An 18,296-nucleotide genomic window follows, 5' to 3' on the forward strand; every position below is an offset into this window, starting at 1 on the left:
CCGGGGCCCCATTTTGTGGCCTGAAGCAGATCTGGGCCAACCGAGAGGGACTCATGAGTTTCGACCAGTACGTTGACCAGCTGATCGCACCGATTGCTCAATTTATGAGCGCGGTCGTGTTCTACGCGCCGAATATCGGCGGCATTGAAATCCCACTGATCGTCGTCTGGCTCGCAGTGGCGGCCGTCTTCATGACGGTGTGGTTGCGATTCCAGCCGATCACGGGATTTAAGCATGCGATTGACGTCGTGAGAGGGCGTTACGCGAGCAAAACTGACCCCGGTGAGGTGAGCAGCTTCCAGGCGCTTGCCACCGAGATTTCGGGCGCGATCGGGCTCGGCAACATCGCGGGCGTCGCGGTCGCGATTGGGCTCGGCGGTCCGGGCGCTGCACTGTGGATCGCGATCTTCGGCTTCTTTGCGATGAGCCTCAAGATGGCCGAGGCGACCCTGGGCACGAAATACCGCGTGATCGACGAAGACGGAACGGTCCACGCAGGCCCTATGTACTTCCTCAAATATGGGTTCAAAGAGATCGGCTGGGCGAAGGCCGGCAGCGTTCTCGCGATGTTCTACGCGATCTCGGCTTTCTTCGGCGTGTTCGGCGGCGGAAACATGTTTCAGTCGAACCAGACCGCGATGATCCTCGGTGAGCAGCTCGGTTGGGACTTCCTTCTCAACCACCGCTGGATCGTGGGTGTGGTCTTTGGCATCTTCCTCGCGCTCGTCGTGGTCGGCGGCGTGAAGTCGATCGGCAAGATCACCTCGAAAGCCGTTCCGATCATGGCGGGTACCTACCTCGTCAGCGCAATCCTTATTCTTCTCTTCAACCTCCCGCAGGTCCCCTCGGCATTCATGACGATTGTGACCGAAGCGTTCCAGCCCAAGGGCGTTGCCGGCGGCGCGGCTGGAGCAGCCGTGATCGGTATTCAGCGCGCGCTCTTCTCGAACGCCGCGGGCGTCGGAACTGCGGGCATGACGCACGCGGCGGCAAAAACCCGCCACCCCGCGACCGAGGGCTTTACGGGCATGTGGAGCCCGTTCCTGGACTCGTGCGTCGTGTGTATGATCACCGCGCTTGTCGTTGTCGTGACCGGTGCTTACCGAAGCGGGGAGGCAGATGGCATCGTCATGACGGCAGGCGCCTTCGGCACCGTCGCGCCGTGGTTCCCGTACGTGCTCATGGTGATTGTTGTGCCGTTCGCGTTCTCAACCGTGCTCGCGTACTACTATTACGGCCTGAGCGCGATCCAGTACATCCTCGGCAACTCGCCGTGGGTCACGCGTGGCTTCCAGATCGTATGGATCGCCTTCACGATCATCGGCTCGGCGATTACGATCGATTCCGTTGTCACTCTTGCCGATGCGCTCATCTTCATCATGACCATCCCGAACCTCATTGGCGTGTACGCGCTCGCCAAGATCGTTCGCTACGAGATCCTGCGCCACAGGGTGAAGGTGACAACTGGAGCCATCCCGCAGATTGATCCCGAGCTCGCCGTGGGCATGGGTGATCACGAGCCCACCGAAGAGCAGATCTCTGAGGCGCGTGATCGCGACGAAGAGGAAGCACGCGAATGGCATGAGATTCGCGAGCGTCTCTATGAAGACGGCGAATGGGGTCAGCAGAGCGAGAAGGGGTGATCGGGACCACTAGGTAGCGTAAGTCACACGGCGGGGGTCTGCGGGGATCTTCTTGACTGATTTTCCGACGCCTGCTACGCCAAAGCCCTGACCTGTGATTTTATTGAGGTGAGCCCTTGCCCAGGGGAGTGCGGGTGCGGGCAAATGCGTTTTGTCGCCAAGATTTCGTTTTGGCGAATGTACTTGAGTCCGCCCCTTCGTTTCCGAAAAGTAGTGCTTGTTTGGTGAAAAATGTTCCCACCCCACTCGGCCCCCACTAGGAGAGACTGATGCACAGTTCTGGTGCGATCGACCAGTTCTTAAATACGTACTTTGCCCCCTTTGCGAACTTCCTGTCGGCAATTGTCTTTTTCGCCCCCTCCGTCGCCGGGGTCAAAGTGCCGCTCATCGTGCTGTGGCTCGTCGCGGCCGCCATCTTCCTCACGGTGTGGCTGCGCTTCCAGCCCATCACGGGCTTTGCGCACTCGATTGGTGTCATTCGCGGCAAATACACCCGTAAGACCGACCCGGGTGAGGTGAGTTCTTTCCAGGCGCTCGCGACCGAGCTTTCGGGCACCGTTGGTCTCGGCAACATCGCGGGTGTCGCGGTTGCGATTTCGGTTGGTGGCCCCGGCGCGGCCCTGTGGATCGTGCTTTTCGGCTGCCTTGCGATGAGTGTGAAGATGGCCGAGGCGACCCTCGGCGTGAAGTACCGCGAAATCGATGAGGATGGCCACACTCACGGTGGCCCCATGTACTACCTCAAGCACGGTCTTGCAGAAATCGGCTTCAAAAAGTTCGGCATCGTCCTCTCGTTCCTCTACGCGGCATTCACGCTCATCGGCGTGTTTGGTGCGGGTAACCTCTTCCAGTCGAATCAGGGCGCGGCGATCCTCAGCGATCAGCTCGGCATCGCCTTCCTTCAGGACAACCGCTGGGTCATCGGTGCGATCATGGCGGCGCTTGCGGCGCTCGTGATCGTTGGTGGCATCCAATCGATCGGCACGTGGACGGCCCGCATCACTCCTCTTATGGCGATCGTGTACTTCCTTTGCGTTCTCGCGATCATCGTGATGAACATTCAGGCTGTTCCGGAGGCGATCGTCAAGATCATTACGACGGCGACAACAGGCGAGGGCGTGACCGGTGGCGCGATCGGCGTGGCCATCGTTGGTATTCAGCGCGCGCTCTTCTCGAACGCTGCGGGTGTGGGCTCGGCCGGCATGGCGCACTCGGCCTCGAAGACCAAGGAGCCGGCCACGGAGGGCTTCACCGCGATGTGGGAGCCGCTCGTGGACTCGGTGATCGTCTGCACGCTTACGGCCATCGCGATTACCGTGACGGGCGTGTACACCGATAGCAGCGGTGATGGCATTGTGATGACGGCGACAGCGTTTGGCACGGTGGCGAGCTGGTTCCCCTACGTTCTGACCGTTGCCGTGGCGCTCTTCGCCTTCTCCACGATCTTGAGCTACTACTACTACGGCAACCTTGCCGCCGAGTTCCTCTTCGGGCGGTCGGCCTTCGTGAAGCGCGGTTTCCAGATCGTCTGGATTCTCGCGGTTATTCTCGGCTCGGCCGTGTCGATGGACGCTGTCATCAACTTCTCGGATGCTGTGTTCTTCCTCATGACGATCCCGAACCTTCTCGGCATCTACTTCCTTGCCAAGGTCGTCCGCTACGAGATCCTTCGCCACAAAGTGAAGCTTGAGACCGGCGCAATTGCGGTTGTTGATCCTGAGCTCGCCGTGGGCATGGGTGATCACCAGCCCACCGAGGAGCAGGTGGCAGAGGCCCGTGCCCTTGAGGAGAAAGAAAACGCCGATTACGAAGCGCTCAAGCAGCGCCTCGCGGATGATCCCGATTGGCCGCATCGCGAAGGCTGAGTGGTCGTTCTCGCGACAGGCAATTCCATAATCTGAGACCCTCGTCCAATATTTGGGCGGGGGTCTTGGGTTTCTGCCTATGCTGTGGCCATGCCTCACCTTCGTTCACGCACGTCAACCCATGGACGCAACATGGCCGGCGCACGCGCCCTGTGGCGCGCGACCGGCATGGGCTCGAATGATTTTGGCAAACCGATCATCGCGATCGCGAACTCCTACACGCAGTTCGTGCCCGGCCATGTACACCTCAAAAACGTTGGCGACATGGTCGCCGAATCGATTCGCGAGGCCGGGGGAGTGTCGAAGGAATTCAATACAATCGCGGTCGACGACGGCATTGCGATGGGGCACCAGGGAATGCTCTACTCCCTCCCGAGTCGAGACGTCATCGCCGACAGCATCGAGTACATGGTCAACGCCCACTGCGCCGATGCGCTCGTGTGCATTTCGAACTGCGACAAGATTACGCCGGGCATGCTCATGGCGGCGATGCGGCTCAACATTCCCGTCGTCTTTGTGTCGGGCGGCCCCATGGAGGCTGGCAAGCCCGTGGACGGCGTCATCGACCACAAGATCGACCTCGTCGATGCCATCAGCTACGCCGTCGATGAGTCCATCAGCGATGACCAGCTTGCCCAGATCGAAAACAATGCATGTCCCACGTGTGGCTCCTGCTCGGGAATGTTCACGGCAAACTCGATGAACTGCCTTACAGAGGCCCTCGGACTTTCGCTTCCGGGAAATGGCACAACGCTCGCGACGCACGCGTTCCGCCGCGACCTTTTCGTGGAGGCGGGTGCGCGAATCGTCGAGCTGTGCCGCCGATACTACGACGATGACGACGAGAGCGTGCTGCCCCGCTCGATCGCCACGAAAGCGGCGTTTGAAAACGCCATGAGCCTCGATGTCGCGATGGGGGGCTCGACCAACACCGTGCTGCACATCCTTGCGGCTGCGATCGAGGGTGAAGTTGATTTTGGCCTCGAAGACATCGACCGGATTTCTCGGAACGTTCCCTGCCTGTCCAAGGTCGCCCCGAACGGAATTGCTCACGTCGAAGACGTGCACCGCGCCGGCGGGATTCCCGCGATCCTCGGCGAGCTTGATCGCGCGGGCCTGCTCGATCACTCCGTGCACGCAATTCACGCTCGTTCCCTCGCCGAGTGGCTCGCCACGTGGGATATCCGCGGGGGAGAGGCCGGGCAGGAGGCCTTCACGCTCTTCAGCGCGGCGCCGGGCGGGAAACGCACGACGGTGCCGTTCAGCCAGGACATGCGCTGGGAGGAGCTCGATCTCGGCCAGGAATCGGGCGTGATTCGCGCCGTGCCGTTTGCGCACACGAAAGACGGCGGCCTGTGCGTGCTTCGAGGCAATCTCGCAACTGATGGCGCCGTCATCAAGAGCGCCGGCATTGACGAGGAACTCTTCCACTTCGAGGGGCGCGCCTTTGTTGTCGAGTCCCAAGAGGAAGCGGTGCAACGCATCCTCGACAAGTCCGTCACGGAAGGCGACGTTGTCGTGATCCAGTTCGAGGGGCCGCAGGGCGGCCCGGGCATGCAGGAGATGCTCTACCCCACCTCCTATCTCAAGGGGCGCGGGCTCGGTAAGGCGTGCGCGCTCATCACCGACGGTCGATTCTCGGGCGGCACCTCGGGCATTTCAATCGGGCACATTTCGCCCGAAGCTGCTGAGGGCGGCACGATCGGACTCGTGGAAACAGGTGACCGAATCATCATCGACGTTCCGAGGCGAGAGCTGACGCTCGATGTTCCGCAGGCAGAACTTGATCGTCGCCGCGAATCACGCGGACCTCTTCCGTGGCGGCCGAAGAATCGACGCCGCGAGGTGAGTCAGGCGCTAAAGGTGTATGCCCACCACGTGCGCTCGGCAACATTCGGCGCGACGCGCAGGCCTCTCCCGTAAGCGGCGAGCGCCGTGGGTCCGACGGTTCCCGGCAACCGTCGGATCTCAAAATGTGAACTGTTTCGTTTCAAAATCCGTATCCGGGTAGTTTTACACGCATGCAGAGCATTCTCCTTATCGTTACCGGGCGCGGCTAACGCCCCCGCACGATAAGCCGCGCCCCTCGATTCCCCGCAAGGAACGAGGGGCTTTTTCGTCAGTGAACAGTTGGAGGCGTTATGGCTGAAGCAGTCACGGGAGCGCAGTCGCTCATCATGTCGCTCGAAGCGGCGGGGGCGGAAGTCGTGTTTGGCCTGCCCGGGGGAGCGATCCTCCCGACCTATGATCCGCTTCTCGATGCGAAGGGTCTTCGGCACATTCTCGTGCGTCACGAGCAGGGCGCTGGCCACGCGGCGAGCGGGTACGCGCATGCCACCGGCAAGGTGGGCGTGTGCATCGCGACCTCGGGACCCGGCGCAACGAACCTCATCACCGCGATTGCGGATGCCCAGATGGACTCGATCCCCATGGTGGTCATCACCGGTCAGGTCGGTTCGAGTTTTATTGGCACGGACGCGTTCCAAGAGGCCGACATTGTGGGCATGACGATGCCCGTGACGAAGCACAACATCCTCGTCAAGAATGCGGATGACATTCCGCTCGCGATCAAGCAGGCCTTCCATATCGCCTCGACGGGCAGGCCGGGAGTCGTGCTCGTAGACGTGACGAAGGATGCGCAGCAGGCCGAAACCGTTTTCGAATGGCCCGAAGAGCTCAATCTTCCCGGCTACCGGATCCCCGGTCGCCCGCACGGCAAGCAGATCCGCGAAGCGGTCGAGTTGCTCGTCAGTGCGAAGCGCCCCGTGTTCCTCCTGGGTGGTGGTGTGCTTCGGTCGCGCGCGAGCGAGGAGGTGCGTGCGCTCGTCGAAGCGGCGAACGCTCCGTTCGTCACGACCCTCATGGCGCGCGGCGCCCTTCCTGATTCGCACCCGCAGCACTTGGGAATGCCCGGAATGCACGGAGACGTTGCGGCGGTCGCGTCTCTCCAACGCAGTGACCTGATTATCGCGATCGGGGCGCGCTTCGATGACCGCGTGACGGGAAGGCTTGACTCGTTTGCGCCAGGCGCGAAGGTTGTGCACGCCGATATCGACCCCGCCGAGATTTCAAAAAACCGAGTCGCCGACGTGCCGATTGTGGGCGATGCGGCGGATGTCGCTCGCGCTCTTCTGGCGGCCCTCGCCGATCGCCTTGCAGACGGCGACGATCGCGACTACGAAGCCTGGTGGCAGATCATGAACGGACTGCGTGAGAACTACCCGCTCGGGTGGACCGCGACCGCCGACGGCTACACGGCGCCGCAGTACGTGATTTCGCGCATCAGCGCCATCAGTGGCCCCGAATCGATCTTCGTCGCCGGGGTAGGCCAGCACCAAATGTGGTCGAGCCAATTCATCGACTTCGAGGAGCCGTATTCGTGGATCAACTCCGGCGGCCTCGGCACGATGGGCTACTCACTGCCCGCGGCGATGGGCGCGAAAGTGGGCCAGCCCGGCAAGGTCGTGTGGTCGATCGACGGTGATGGTTGCTTCCAGATGACGAATCAGGAGCTCGCGACCTGCGTGCTCAACGACATTCCGATCAAGGTCGCGATCATCAACAATTCGTCGCTCGGCATGGTGCGTCAGTGGCAGAACCTTTTCTACGATCAGCGTTTTTCCAATACCGATCTCAATACCGGACACGGCACGCGCCGCGTTCCTGACTTCGTAAAGCTCGCCGAGGCCTACGGTGCCGTGGGGCTGCGGTGCGAGCGCGACGAGGACATCGACCTGGTGATTGGCGAGGCGATGACGATCAACGATCGCCCCGTCGTGGTCGATTTTCACGTGAGCGCTGACGCGATGGTGTGGCCCATGGTGCCCGCTGGCGTGAGCAATGACGAGATTCAAATCGCGCAGGGCATGACGCCCGAATGGGAGAGGGAGATCTGAGCATGGACTTTTCGCGCGACCCGGAGAAGAACCATACGCTGTCCGTCCTGGTAGAGAATAAGCCCGGCGTTCTCACGCGTGTTTCGGGGCTTTTTGCGAGGCGCGGTTACAACATCGCATCGCTCGCGGTGGGACCCACCGAGCACGAGGGCATCTCTCGCATCACCGTCGTGGTCGAGGTCGATCAAATGCCGCTCGAGCAGATCACGAAGCAGCTCAATAAGCTCGTGAACGTCCTGAAAATCGTGCAGCTCGAGCCGCGGCAGTCGGTCGAGCGTGAGCTGGTGCTCGTCAAGGTCAAGGCCAATAACCAGACCCGCACGTCGGTTCTCGAAATTGTGCAGATGTTTCGGGCGAAGGTCGTCGATGCGGCCTCCGATTCCGTCACGATCGAGGCGACGGGATCGGCCGATAAGCTTGCGGCGCTGGTGTCCATGCTCGAGCAGTTCGGGGTCAAGGAGATCGTGAAGTCGGGGGCGGTCGCGATCGGGCGCGGCTCGCGTTCGATTACGGATCGTGCGCTGCTCGGGTAGGGGGCGAGGGGTCCGACGGGTACACACCTACCAGCGTTTCTCAATATGAGACACGTATCCAGTAAGTAAGACGAGGGGCGGTTAGACTGCCCACAACCGAATCACACATGAGAACCGAAGGAGTTCACCGTGGCGGAAATGTTTTATGACGACAACGCTGATCTTGCACTCATCCAGTCCAAGAAGGTCGGCATCGTAGGATTCGGCTCGCAGGGCCATGCCCACGCCCTCAACCTTCGCGACTCCGGCGCCGAGGTACGCATCGGCCTCAAGGAAGGGTCGAAATCGCGAGCGAAAGCCGAAGAGCAGGGCTTTGGCGTGGACACCGTCGCCGAGGTCGCCAAGTGGGCCGACGTCATCATGATCCTCGCCCCCGACCAGTACCAGGCCGAGATCTACGAGAACGAGATCAAGGACAACCTCGAGGCGGGTAACGCGCTCTTCTTCGCGCACGGTTTCAACATCCGCTTCGACTACATCGAAGCGCCCAAGGGCGTCGACGTCGCGCTCGTCGCGCCGAAGGGCCCGGGGCATACGGTGCGCCGCGAATTCGTCGCCGGGCGCGGTGTTCCCTGCATTATCGCAGTGGAAAACGACGAGTCGGGCGAGGCCTGGCCGCTCGCCCTGTCATACGCGAAGGCGATTGGTGGCCTGCGCGCGGGCGCGATCAAAACCACCTTTACGGAAGAAACCGAAACAGACCTTTTTGGCGAGCAGGCTGTGCTGTGCGGCGGTATGAGCCACCTCGTGCAGGCAGGATTCGAGACCCTCACCGAGGCCGGCTACCAGCCCGAGATCGCCTACTTCGAGGTGCTGCACGAGCTCAAGCTCATCGTTGACCTCATGATCGAAGGCGGCATTGCGAAGCAGCGCTGGTCGATCTCGGATACCGCCGAATTCGGCGACTACGTCTCGGGTCCGCGAGTCGTGGACGAACACGTCAAGGCCTCCATGAAGGCCGTCTTGGGCGACATTCAAAACGGCAGCTTCGCGAAGCGCTTCGTCGATGATCAAAAGGCAGGTGCGCCCGAGTTCACGAAGCTGCGCGCGAGCGAGCAGGAGCACCCGATCGAGAAGGTCGGCAAGGAGCTTCGCACGATGTTTGCCTGGAGCGCCGAGCAGCTCGATGCCGACTACACAGAGGGCACCGCACAGCGCTGATTCGTCGCCCCGTGCACCACCCTCGCGCCACCGAAGGAGAAACCATGAGCACACTTGACCTCGCTGTCATCCCCGGAGACGGGATTGGGCAGGAAGTTGTACCCGAGGGCCTCAAGGTTCTTAGGGCGGCCCTGGAAAGCACGGGGCGTGACCTCGTCACGACCGACTACAACCTCGGCGCGAGCCGCTGGCACGACACCGGCGAAACGCTGACGGATGAGGACCTGGACGCGCTTAAGCGCCACGACGCCCTGCTGCTGGGTGCCGTCGGACACCCGAGTGTACCCTCGGGTGTTCTCGAGCGGGGGCTTTTGCTCAGGCTCCGGTTTGCGTTCGAGCATTACGTGAACCTCCGCCCTACGACTCTCTTCCCGCACGTGGATTCCCCACTTGCGAACCCTGGCGCGGTCGACTTCGTGGTCGTGCGCGAGGGAACCGAGGGGGCGTACGTTGGCGCCGGTGGGGTGCTTCGCGAGGGGAGCGCCGACGAGGTTGCGACCGAGGTGTCGATCAATACTGCCCACGGAGTTGAGCGCGTCGTGCGCTATGCCTTCGAGCTTGCCGCGAAGCGCCGCGGGAAGCTCACCCTCGTGCACAAGCACAACGTGCTCGTGCACGCCGGGCGTCTTTGGAAGCGCATCGTGGAGAACGTGGCCGGCGAGTATCCCGATGTCGAGGTCGATTACTCGCACATCGATGCGATGATGATCTACCTCGTTCAGGATCCTTCGCGTTTCGACGTGATCGTGACGGACAACCTCTTTGGCGACATCATTACTGATCTTGCGGGTGCGATCTCTGGCGGCATCGGGCTTTCGGCTTCCGGCAACCTGAACCCCACGGGTGAGTTTCCGTCGATGTTTGAGCCCGTGCACGGAAGCGCCCCCGATATCGCGGGCAAGGGCATTGCGAACCCTACCGCGACGATCCTCTCCGTTGCGCTCCTTCTCGAGTCAATCGGCGAAGACGCAGCCGCGCAGCGCGTGCGCGAGGCCGTGACCGAGGATCTCGCCGAGAACCCCGGCTCCGCGCGTACGTGCGCGCAGATCGGGGACGCAATCGCGCAGGCTGTTCGGGAAAAGGCGCGCGCAGCCTCGTAAACTGGGGAAATCAACGATTAAAGGTGAGAGGATAAAAGCCCATGGGTGAATACCGCGCAAGCTCGGCTCCGCGTCGAATCTCGAACGAGGAGCGTGAGCGCATCCTCAAGGATCCCGGCTTCGGCGACAACTTCACCGATTACATGGCCCATCAGCGGTGGACCGAAGCCGAAGGCTGGAGCGAGGGTGAGATTCTTCCGTACGGCCCCCTCTCGCTCGAACCCGCCGCTGCGGTCTTCCACTACGCCCAGGAAATCTTCGAGGGGCTCAAGGCTTTCCGGCACGCCGACGAAAGCGTGTGGACCTTCCGCCCCGAGAAGAACGCCGCGCGTATCCAGAACTCGGCGAGGCGCCTCGCGCTTCCAGAGATCTCGACCGAGGACTTCCTCGCCTCGCTGCGAGGCGTCGTGAGCGCCGATGAGCCGTGGGTTCCCACGGGTGGCGAGTCGAGTCTCTACCTTCGCCCGTTCATGTTCGCCTCGGAAAGCTTCCTCGGCGTGCGTGCGGCGCACACGGTCGACTACTACGTGATCGCTTCGCCTGCCGGTAACTACTTCCCGCGCGGCGTGCAGCCCCTCGTCGTCTGGGTCTCGCCGCTCGCCGCCCGCGCGGGCCGCGGCGGCACGGGCTTTGCCAAGTGCGGCGGCAACTACGCGAGCTCGCTCCAGGGCAAGTACGAGGCTGCCAAGGCGGGGGCCGATGAGGTCATGTTCCTCGACTCGGAGACACACTCGAACATCGATGAGCTCTCGGGCATGAATATTTTCGTCGTCTACGCCGATGGTCGCATCGTGACGCCCACGCTCACCGGGTCGATCCTTCCAGGCGTGACGCGCGAATCGATCCTTACGCTCGCCGCCGATCGTGGCCTTAGCCCGAGCGAAGAGTCCGTCAACTACGAGGCGCTCACCGCCGATATCGCTGCGGGCCGCGTGACGGAAATGTTTGCGTGCGGCACAGCGGCCGTGATCAACCCGATTGGCGAGCTGCGTGATGAAAACGCCACGTGGACGATCGGCAATGGTGGCAGCGGCGAGGTCACGATGGCCCTTCGCGAAGAGCTGACGGGCATCCAGTACGGCCGCGTTGAGGACCGCCACGGCTGGCTCACGCGCCTCGTGTAACGCCGCATCCCCACCCGTTTCTTTCAGCATCCCGGAGGTCACGGCAGTGTTTCACCTGTACGACACGACCCTGCGCGACGGCTCCCAGCAAGAAGGGCTCACGCTTAGCGTTGAGGACAAACTACAGGTCGCAAGGCTCCTCGATGAGCTCGGCGTGACCTATATCGAGGGCGGCTGGCCGGGTGCAGTTCCGAAGGACACAGAGTTTTTCACCCGTGCGAAAAAAGAGCTCTCTTTGAAGAACGCCCGCCTCGCGGCCTTCGGGGCGACTCGCAAAAAGGGGTGTGCGGCGAGCGAGGACCCGCAGCTGCGGGCGCTCGTGGATTCAGGGGCTCCGACGGTCACTCTCGTGGCAAAGTCTGATCTTCGGCACGTCGAATCGGCGCTGCGCACGAGCGCCAAGGAGAATCTCGCTATGGTGCGCGAGAGCATTGAGTTTCTCCGTGGTTACGGGCGCGAGGTGTTCATCGACGCCGAGCATTTTTTCGACGGCTACGCTCACGATGCCGACTACGCGGTGCGCGTCGTAGCCGAGGCCTTGCGCGCCGGGGCGGCGATCGTCATTTTGTGCGATACGAATGGTGGAATGCTTCCGCATCAGGTGAGTGCGATCGTCGCGGATGTGCGTGCACGGCTTGAAAAAGCAGGGCTTGAGAGCGACCGTCTCGGTGCCCACATGCATAACGATTCCGGCTGTGCGATCGCGAACACGATCGCCGCCGTAGAAGCGGGTGCGGTGCACGTTCAGGGCTGTGTGAACGGCTATGGCGAGCGAACGGGAAACGCCGACCTCATCCCGGTTCTCGCAAATCTTCAACTCAAGCTCGGGCGCACCCTCGTGACAGACGAGCAGCTCGGCGACGCCACTCGAATCGCCCACGCCATTGCCGAGATCGCGAATATACCCGCGCCGGCGCGCGCCCCCTACGTAGGGGCGAGCGCATTCGCGCACAAGGCTGGCCTGCACGCGAGCGCGATCCGCGTGGATCCAGATTTGTATCAGCACATGGATCCAACGGTCGTGGGCAATGACATGCGCATGATTATCTCGGACATGGCGGGCAAGGCGTCGATCGAACTCAAGGGGCGCGAGCTCGGCTACGACCTCTCCGGTGAGGACGCCACACTCGCCCTGCTCGCCCAAACAGTCAAGGGGCGTGAAGCCGAGGGGTACAGCTACGAGGCGGCCGACGCCTCTTTCGAAATGCTCGTGCTCCACGTTCTCGGGGACCTTCCCACCTACGTTGAGGTGGAATCCTGGCGCACCTCCTCCCACCAGCTCCGCGACGGGTCGCTCGAATCGGAAGCCACCGTGCGCCTCAGCACGGCTCCCGGTCACCGAAGCGTGACGATCGCCGAAGGCAACGGTCCCGTGAACGCCCTCGACAAGGCCCTTCGTGAGGCGCTCGTGGACACCTATCCCGAGATTGCCTCGTTCGCCCTCGTCGACTTCAAGGTGCGTATCCTCGACTCCCAGCAGGGCACCGACGCGACGACTCGCGTGCTCGTGACGAGCCAGGCACCCTTTGGCCGCTTCACGACGGTTGGCGTGGGCCCGAACATTATCGAGGCCTCGTGGGAGGCGCTGTTCGACGCGTACTGGTACGGCCTTCACAAGCTCCGCGTGGCCCCAGCGCGCGAAAGCGGAGGATCGCTCTAAAGCATCGCTTCGAGGTTTTTCAGCTTGTGGGCCCTGAATGGATAGCAGCGCCAGCGGTAGGCGGGACCGCATCTCAAGCCCGCAGTGAGAAGGGCAGAAGGGGAGCCGGGAGGCCCGTGGTGGTGAGGTGTGAAGAAGGGTGGAAGCCATGTGCTCTCTAGGGGGAGGGGGGAACCGTTCTATGCTTATGGCATTTCCACCCCTACTCGCGGGCAGCAAGCCAGCTTCTCGGAGCGTCGCTACGTGCGTAGTAACGGTGTGGGGAGTGCAGCCCACTTCTTCCGAGATATCGCGGCGGGGTGGTATACGTCCGGTATCGCTATACCTACTGGAGACGGCGAGGAGGATGCGACCGCGCGTCTCGTTGCCCTGTACCCAACCAGACCGCACGCGAACTGCCCGGAGATTTCCCGGGTCCCGGGACAATCGCACTTTTAGACATCTATCGAATGTGCTATATGTCGGATGACGACAGCGTTGCCACAATCAGATGCCGCCACGGAGTCACTGAAGCCGACGAGAACGAGGAGTGCGCGAGACTCTCACTCTGCCACTACCGACCGAGGGGAACATTTGACGTCTCGCAAGGGACTTTTTCAGTGTTCTCACATCCTAACTCTTCAGCGGAAGAGATCTTTTGGGGGGGGCAACTTGTGCGGCTCGCTGTGAGTCATCCCGGAGGCCACTTCGGGAGCGTTGGTAATTACTCAAAGGAGAGAAAACATCGTGTCTAAAACAGTTACTAGGCGCACCGCCATTGGTCTATTGGGGGCAAGTTTGCCTCTTGTGTTTTTGCAGCCGGCCCTAGCCGATGATTCGCTGACAGATGAGGAGCTGAAGCTCATCTATCAGGTTATCGAGGAGATTGACCAAGATCTCACCGAAAAGGGAACCTCGGTTGAAGCGGAACTACAGAAGATCAGGCCCCCCGCTCCGGAGCAGACGTCTAGGAGTGTGCAACCCTACAAAGTCACACAGGAAGACATTCTTGGCTCCGCTGTGAATTCTGTAATTGCAGCGTTCACAGCGGGGGGATACATGCTGTCAGCCGAACTGCTGCTTAGGGCGAAAAAGAAGGATTCATCCGCATACCGTCCGCGTCACGGCTCGCGAGCAAAATCCAGCCCAGTAGTCGCCCGCCTAAGGAATTCGAAGGCAGTCAGCGGCTCTAGCATTTTCGCCCTTAACAGTGGCGGAAAGTACGGGGTAAACCTCTACTACTCCATCAAAAGGTTTGATTACAAAAAGAAGTCCCCCACGGACTATAACTTCACAATCCACGATGTCTATGACTTCGACCCGAAAACCAAATATAAAGGCGTTACTAATAAGGTTGTGGCAGTGATGGCGCTCGCGCAGAAGCGTGGGGTGATCAGGCCATACCCAGTGGTGATTAGCGTTTAAAGAGGGATCGATTTAAAATATCGATTCGAAGGAATAGTAATCATCTGATGCTCTGCTGTAGCAGAGCATCAGATAAGATCCATCTTCCCTCTTGGTGACGGGAAGGCACTTCATATCATTTAAATCTTCTAGATTAAATGGGGCGTTCGAGTTGGTGATGACGGTCGTACCAACCCATTCATCTGGCGATTCTTGGAAGTTAGCTGGAGCCCACATCCCAACTTGGTCTGCCTTGGGCAGCTTCATTACGCGTAGATAATCTCCGTCGCCCGTGAACCCTACATCGCTGCTGTAAAGCTCTTCAGTAGTCATAGAGGCGGGGACGTCAATCCCCCAGGCTTCCGACAGTACTTGCGGCGAATCATCGGCATCCAGCCCCAGCTCCGCGCTTAGGTCGTGACCGCAACCTTGAAGGGGCAAGCAGAGAAGAGTGATGGATCCGCAAGCCAGAATCGTTGACCACAGCTTTTTCTTCACCGGCCCCCCTCTGAAACGCGATAGCGCCAGCTCAAACTTTTCCTACCAGACAACCCCATTCTATGCCTGACGACCGTGTGAGCTACGCATTGGTGATGCGGTAGGCGTGTTCGTGTGCATCGATGATGGGGGCGTCTTTGAGGCGCTGGCCGCGTTTGTGTGCGCGGTGTGCGGTTTTGAGGGCGTGGCGGAAAGCTGTTTCGTCGCGTTGTGGGGTGCCTGCTGCGTCGTAGAGGGCGCGGATGCCTTGGATGTAGGACGGGTCGTGGCGTTCGAGTTCTTCGACGCTGAAGCCGTCGAGCTCGTCGGAGAGGGCGTGCATGCGCTGAGCGCGTTCACGGTTGGCTTTGGCTTGAAGGATCAGGTGTACGCGGGTGGGGGGTGTCGGGGGCTGTGGTGAGTGCGGCGAGTTGTTCGAGCATCGCTTCGAAGGACCGCCGTGCGTTCTCGGCCGAGCCGGCTTCGAGCCTTTCGCGGCGCGCGCCGTCGCCAAGGATGCTGAGGAGCCTTTCGAGTGCCTCGACCTGGGCCATCCCGTTGCCGGCAACGATAAAGACGGCGAGGCGCACCTGGAGCGCTCCGGCGTCGGAATCTCCCATTGCACCGAACGCGAGTGGCTCAGCGAGCCTTGCCACCACGAGTGCGTCCTTGAGTGTGTGGGTCGTGTCAGCGTGGGGTATCGCGACGGGCGGTTCGAGCGGGAGGCCGGTGGGGTAGAGCTGCTCGCGCGCGAGTACGGCCCCGACCCACGATGACGTCACGCATCCGTCGGCCTCGAGATGACTCGCTACGAACCGGGTGAGTGAGGCGAAGCTCGTGCCCTCGCCTTTCGGGACGTCGAGCACGTATAGGCGTGGCCGCGTCACCGCCAGGGTGCCTTCACGATGTCCCCGACGTACTCGAGGGTGAGCGCGAGCTCGCCCTCCTCGTCGGTCTGTTCGAGGTCCACGATCGCCTGCATCACGAAGTCGTTATCGCCTTCGGGATCGACGATGGTCTGCGTGACGAGCCACCGCTTCGACTCTTGCTCGAGGCGGAGGTATTGGCGTGCGCGGGCGCGATCCTCGATCACGACGTGATCGTGCGCGTCGTAGAAGTCGTCCATGGCTTCGCCCCAGCGATCCGCGTCCCACCCACTCGCGCCATCGAGTTCACCGAGTTGCTCCTCGCGCTCGAACGCGAAGTCTTCCACTCGTCGCCACATCGCGGCGCGCACCATTTGCGTGAGCACCTTGGTCTGCGCGCTCAGATTGCGTGGCGAATCGGGGCGTACTTCGCTCGCGGCATCCGCATCGCTGTCGGGGTTGGTGAGCGCTTCCCACTCATCCAGCAGGGACGAATCGACGCCGCGCACGAGCACTCCGAGCCACTCGATCACATCCTCGAGTTCTTCGGTTCGCAGCTCGACCGGGAGGGTACGCCGGAGGGCCTGGTAGGCGTCGGAAAGATAGCGCAGCACGATGCCTTCCGAGCGCATGAGCTGGTACCGCGAGACGAACTCGCTGAACGTCGCGCCCGTCTCGTAGAACTCGCGCACGATCTTCTTGGGGGAGAGGTCGTGCACGTTGATCCAGGGGCGATTCTTCGCATAGATCTCGAGGGCTGTCGTGAGTTCTTCTTCGAGCGGCTTTGGCCAGGTGACTTCGTCGAGGCGTGCCATGCGTTCGGTGTATTCGACGCCGTCGGCTTTGAGTTCGGCGAGTAGAGCGCTCTTTTCGGCGTTTTGCTGAGCGAGGAGAATTTGGAACGGGTCTTCGAGAATTGCCTCGATGATCGAAACCGAGTCCATCGTGAGAGTCGGGGAGTCCTCGTCGAGGATATCGAGGGCAGCGATCGCGAATGCGGCGAGCGGCTGGTTCATCTGGAAGTCCCACTGCAGGTCATCCACGAGCGTCACCGTCCGGCCAAGGTGGTCCGGCTCCTCGCGCACCGTGATGATCTCCGCTTCTTTGAGGCCGCGGAAAAGCTCGAGGGCTCGGCGTTTGAGCGCGAATTTCTGGGCGCGGCTCTGGTGGCTTTCGTCGATGAGGTGCCGAGCAGCCTCGAGGGCGCTTCCCGGGCGGGAAATGAGCGCGAGCAGGATTGCGCTCGTCATCGCCATGTGGGGTTTCAGTTCCGACGGTTGCTCTTCACTCAGCTTCCTGAGGTTCTCCTCGGTCCAGTTCACCCGGCCCTCGGGGACCCGCATTTTCGGTTCGCGCTGCTTTTTCTTCGCGTTGTTCGGCTTCGATCCGCTTTCGGCGCGCTTTGCGAAGCGCTCCTTTTCCTTCTCGAACTCGACGGCCCACTCGGGAGCCTGGACGACGACGTGCCCCACGGTGTCGTAACCCGCGCGTCCGGCGCGGCCCGCGATCTGGAGGAACTCGCGCGTGTTGAGGAGGCGCTGGCGACGCCCGTCGAACTTCGCGAGCCCCGTCATCAGAACCGTGCGGATCGGAACGTTAATCCCCACCCCGAGGGTGTCGGTGCCCGCGATGACCTTGAGCAGCCCCGACTGGGCGAGTCGCTCAACGAGGCGGCGATACTTCGGGAGCATGCCGGCGTGGTGAACGCCGATGCCCTCGCGCACGAGCTTCGAGAGGATCGAGCCAAAGCCGCGCGAGAAGCGGAAATCACCGATGAGCTCGCGGATCTTGTCTTTTTCCTCGCGCGTAAGAATCTTCGTGCCGAGCAGGTGCTGTGCCTGTTCGAGTGCATCTTTCTGGGTGAAATGGACGATGTAGACGGGCGCGTCGCGGTTGTCGAGGATCTCCGTGATCGTCTCGGGAAGGTCGGTCGTCGCCCAGCGGAAATCGAGGGGCACGGGGCGTTCGGCCCCCGCGATCGTACTCACGCTCCTGCCCGTGCGCGTCGCGAGGTCTTTTTCGAAGAAGGTCACGTCGCCGAGGGTCGCGCTCATGAGCACGAACTGCGTGCGCGGGAGTTCGATCAGAGGCACCTGCCACGCCCAGCCGCGCTGGGAATCGTCGTAGAAGTGGAACTCATCCATGACGACGAGGCCGATATCGCTCGTCTCACCGTCGCGAAGCGCATGATTCGCGAGAATCTCAGCCGTGCACACGATGATCGGGGCCTCGTGGTTCACGGACGAATCGCCCGTCATCATGCCGACGTTCTCAGCCCCAAACATCGAGACGATCTCGAAGAACTTCTCGCTCACGAGCGCCTTAATCGGGGCTGTGTAGTACGCGGTTTCTCCGCGCGCCATCGCGGCGTAGAGCGCCGCGTAGGCAATCGTTGTCTTTCCCGAGCCGGTGGGTGTCGCGGCAATCACGTGGTCGCCAGCGGCGATCGCGAGGAGCGCCTCCTCTTGATGGGAGTAGAGGGTGCGGCCAACCTCGGCTTGCGCCGCGATGAAACCCTCGACGATCGCATCCTCGCTCGAGGACGTGGGGAGAAAGTCGTGAAGAAGTGGCATGCCCCCATTGTGGCA

At 61.7% G+C, this 18,296-nt stretch carries 14 protein-coding genes; 10 read left to right on the forward strand and 4 right to left on the reverse strand.

The features are described from left to right. Positions 1 to 53 precede the first annotated feature (53 nt). From DEHOM01_RS04710 to DEHOM01_RS04755, 10 genes are all read left to right on the forward strand, one after another. The gene (locus tag DEHOM01_RS04710) at positions 54 to 1,643 is read left to right on the forward strand and encodes an alanine/glycine:cation symporter family protein (protein WP_061211728.1); all 1,590 of its coding nucleotides are present in this window, start codon (positions 54 to 56) and stop codon (positions 1,641 to 1,643) included. Positions 1,644 to 1,912: 269 nt separating this feature from the next. Continuing rightward, positions 1,913 to 3,508 (forward strand): alanine/glycine:cation symporter family protein, encoded by a 1,596-nt coding sequence (locus DEHOM01_RS04715; protein ID WP_061211729.1) that lies wholly within the window; start codon positions 1,913 to 1,915, stop codon positions 3,506 to 3,508. 90 nt (positions 3,509 to 3,598) lie between these two features. Then, a complete protein-coding gene (gene ilvD, locus DEHOM01_RS04720) occupies positions 3,599 to 5,431 on the forward strand; it encodes a dihydroxy-acid dehydratase (protein WP_061211730.1) in 1,833 nt (610 codons plus the stop codon). Positions 5,432 to 5,649: 218 nt separating this feature from the next. Continuing rightward, positions 5,650 to 7,404 (forward strand): acetolactate synthase large subunit, encoded by a 1,755-nt coding sequence (locus DEHOM01_RS04725; protein WP_061211731.1) that lies wholly within the window; start codon positions 5,650 to 5,652, stop codon positions 7,402 to 7,404. A gap of 2 nt (positions 7,405 to 7,406) precedes the next feature. After that, positions 7,407 to 7,937, forward strand: a complete 531-nt coding sequence (ilvN, locus tag DEHOM01_RS04730) for an acetolactate synthase small subunit (RefSeq protein WP_061211732.1) — start codon at positions 7,407 to 7,409, stop codon at positions 7,935 to 7,937. A gap of 129 nt (positions 7,938 to 8,066) precedes the next feature. Beyond that, a complete protein-coding gene (gene ilvC, locus DEHOM01_RS04735) occupies positions 8,067 to 9,098 on the forward strand; it encodes a ketol-acid reductoisomerase (RefSeq protein ID WP_061211733.1) in 1,032 nt (343 codons plus the stop codon). A 44-nt stretch (positions 9,099 to 9,142) separates the two neighbouring features. After that, a complete protein-coding gene (locus DEHOM01_RS04740; protein ID WP_061211734.1) occupies positions 9,143 to 10,198 on the forward strand; it encodes a 3-isopropylmalate dehydrogenase in 1,056 nt (351 codons plus the stop codon). A gap of 41 nt (positions 10,199 to 10,239) precedes the next feature. Continuing rightward, positions 10,240 to 11,322 carry a branched-chain amino acid aminotransferase gene (locus DEHOM01_RS04745; protein WP_061211735.1) on the forward strand — a complete coding sequence of 361 codons (1,083 nt, stop codon included), beginning with the start codon at positions 10,240 to 10,242 and terminating at the stop codon, positions 11,320 to 11,322. A gap of 46 nt (positions 11,323 to 11,368) precedes the next feature. After that, positions 11,369 to 12,982: a citramalate synthase gene (gene cimA / locus DEHOM01_RS04750; protein ID WP_061211736.1), complete on the forward strand. Its 1,614-nt coding sequence runs from the start codon at positions 11,369 to 11,371 to the stop codon at positions 12,980 to 12,982. A gap of 726 nt (positions 12,983 to 13,708) precedes the next feature. Then, a complete protein-coding gene (locus DEHOM01_RS04755) occupies positions 13,709 to 14,386 on the forward strand; it encodes a hypothetical protein (RefSeq protein ID WP_061211737.1) in 678 nt (225 codons plus the stop codon). A 12-nt stretch (positions 14,387 to 14,398) separates the two neighbouring features. Here the strand turns inward: DEHOM01_RS04755 and DEHOM01_RS04760 are convergent, their stop codons facing one another. From DEHOM01_RS04760 to DEHOM01_RS04775, 4 genes are all read right to left on the reverse strand, one after another. After that, positions 14,399 to 14,863 carry a hypothetical protein gene (locus DEHOM01_RS04760; protein WP_061211738.1) on the reverse strand — a complete coding sequence of 155 codons (465 nt, stop codon included), beginning with the start codon at positions 14,861 to 14,863 and terminating at the stop codon, positions 14,399 to 14,401. A gap of 82 nt (positions 14,864 to 14,945) precedes the next feature. Continuing rightward, entirely contained in the window at positions 14,946 to 15,185 is a 240-nt protein-coding gene (locus tag DEHOM01_RS04765) for a hypothetical protein (protein ID WP_061211739.1), read from the reverse strand. A 13-nt stretch (positions 15,186 to 15,198) separates the two neighbouring features. Further along, a complete protein-coding gene (locus DEHOM01_RS04770) occupies positions 15,199 to 15,729 on the reverse strand; it encodes a PTS sugar transporter subunit IIA (protein ID WP_061211740.1) in 531 nt (176 codons plus the stop codon). Next, positions 15,726 to 18,281, reverse strand: coding sequence for a DEAD/DEAH box helicase (locus tag DEHOM01_RS04775; protein WP_061211741.1), 2,556 nt, complete (start codon positions 18,279 to 18,281; stop codon positions 15,726 to 15,728). The genes DEHOM01_RS04770 and DEHOM01_RS04775 overlap by 4 nt, the downstream gene beginning before the upstream one ends. Positions 18,282 to 18,296 lie beyond the last annotated feature (15 nt).

The organism is Dermabacter hominis NBRC 106157, assembly GCF_001570785.1.
Taxonomy (GTDB): Bacteria; Actinomycetota; Actinomycetes; order Actinomycetales; family Dermabacteraceae; genus Dermabacter; species Dermabacter hominis.

Bases quoted from the DNA above. Each gene is read 5' to 3' on its own strand.
- DEHOM01_RS04715 (WP_061211729.1), top strand. From the start codon at position 1,913: ATGCACAGTTCTGGTGCGATCGACCAGTTCTTAAATACGTACTTTGCC.
- ilvN (WP_061211732.1), top strand. From the start codon at position 7,407: ATGGACTTTTCGCGCGACCCGGAGAAGAACCATACGCTGTCCGTCCTG.
- ilvD (WP_061211730.1), top strand. From the start codon at position 3,599: ATGCCTCACCTTCGTTCACGCACGTCAACCCATGGACGCAACATGGCC.
- DEHOM01_RS04775 (WP_061211741.1), bottom strand. From the start codon at position 18,281: ATGCCACTTCTTCACGACTTTCTCCCCACGTCCTCGAGCGAGGATGCG.
- DEHOM01_RS04740 (WP_061211734.1), top strand. From the start codon at position 9,143: ATGAGCACACTTGACCTCGCTGTCATCCCCGGAGACGGGATTGGGCAG.
- DEHOM01_RS04765 (WP_061211739.1), bottom strand. From the start codon at position 15,185: ATGCACGCCCTCTCCGACGAGCTCGACGGCTTCAGCGTCGAAGAACTC.
- DEHOM01_RS04745 (WP_061211735.1), top strand. From the start codon at position 10,240: ATGGGTGAATACCGCGCAAGCTCGGCTCCGCGTCGAATCTCGAACGAG.
- DEHOM01_RS04710 (WP_061211728.1), top strand. From the start codon at position 54: ATGAGTTTCGACCAGTACGTTGACCAGCTGATCGCACCGATTGCTCAA.
- DEHOM01_RS04725 (WP_061211731.1), top strand. From the start codon at position 5,650: ATGGCTGAAGCAGTCACGGGAGCGCAGTCGCTCATCATGTCGCTCGAA.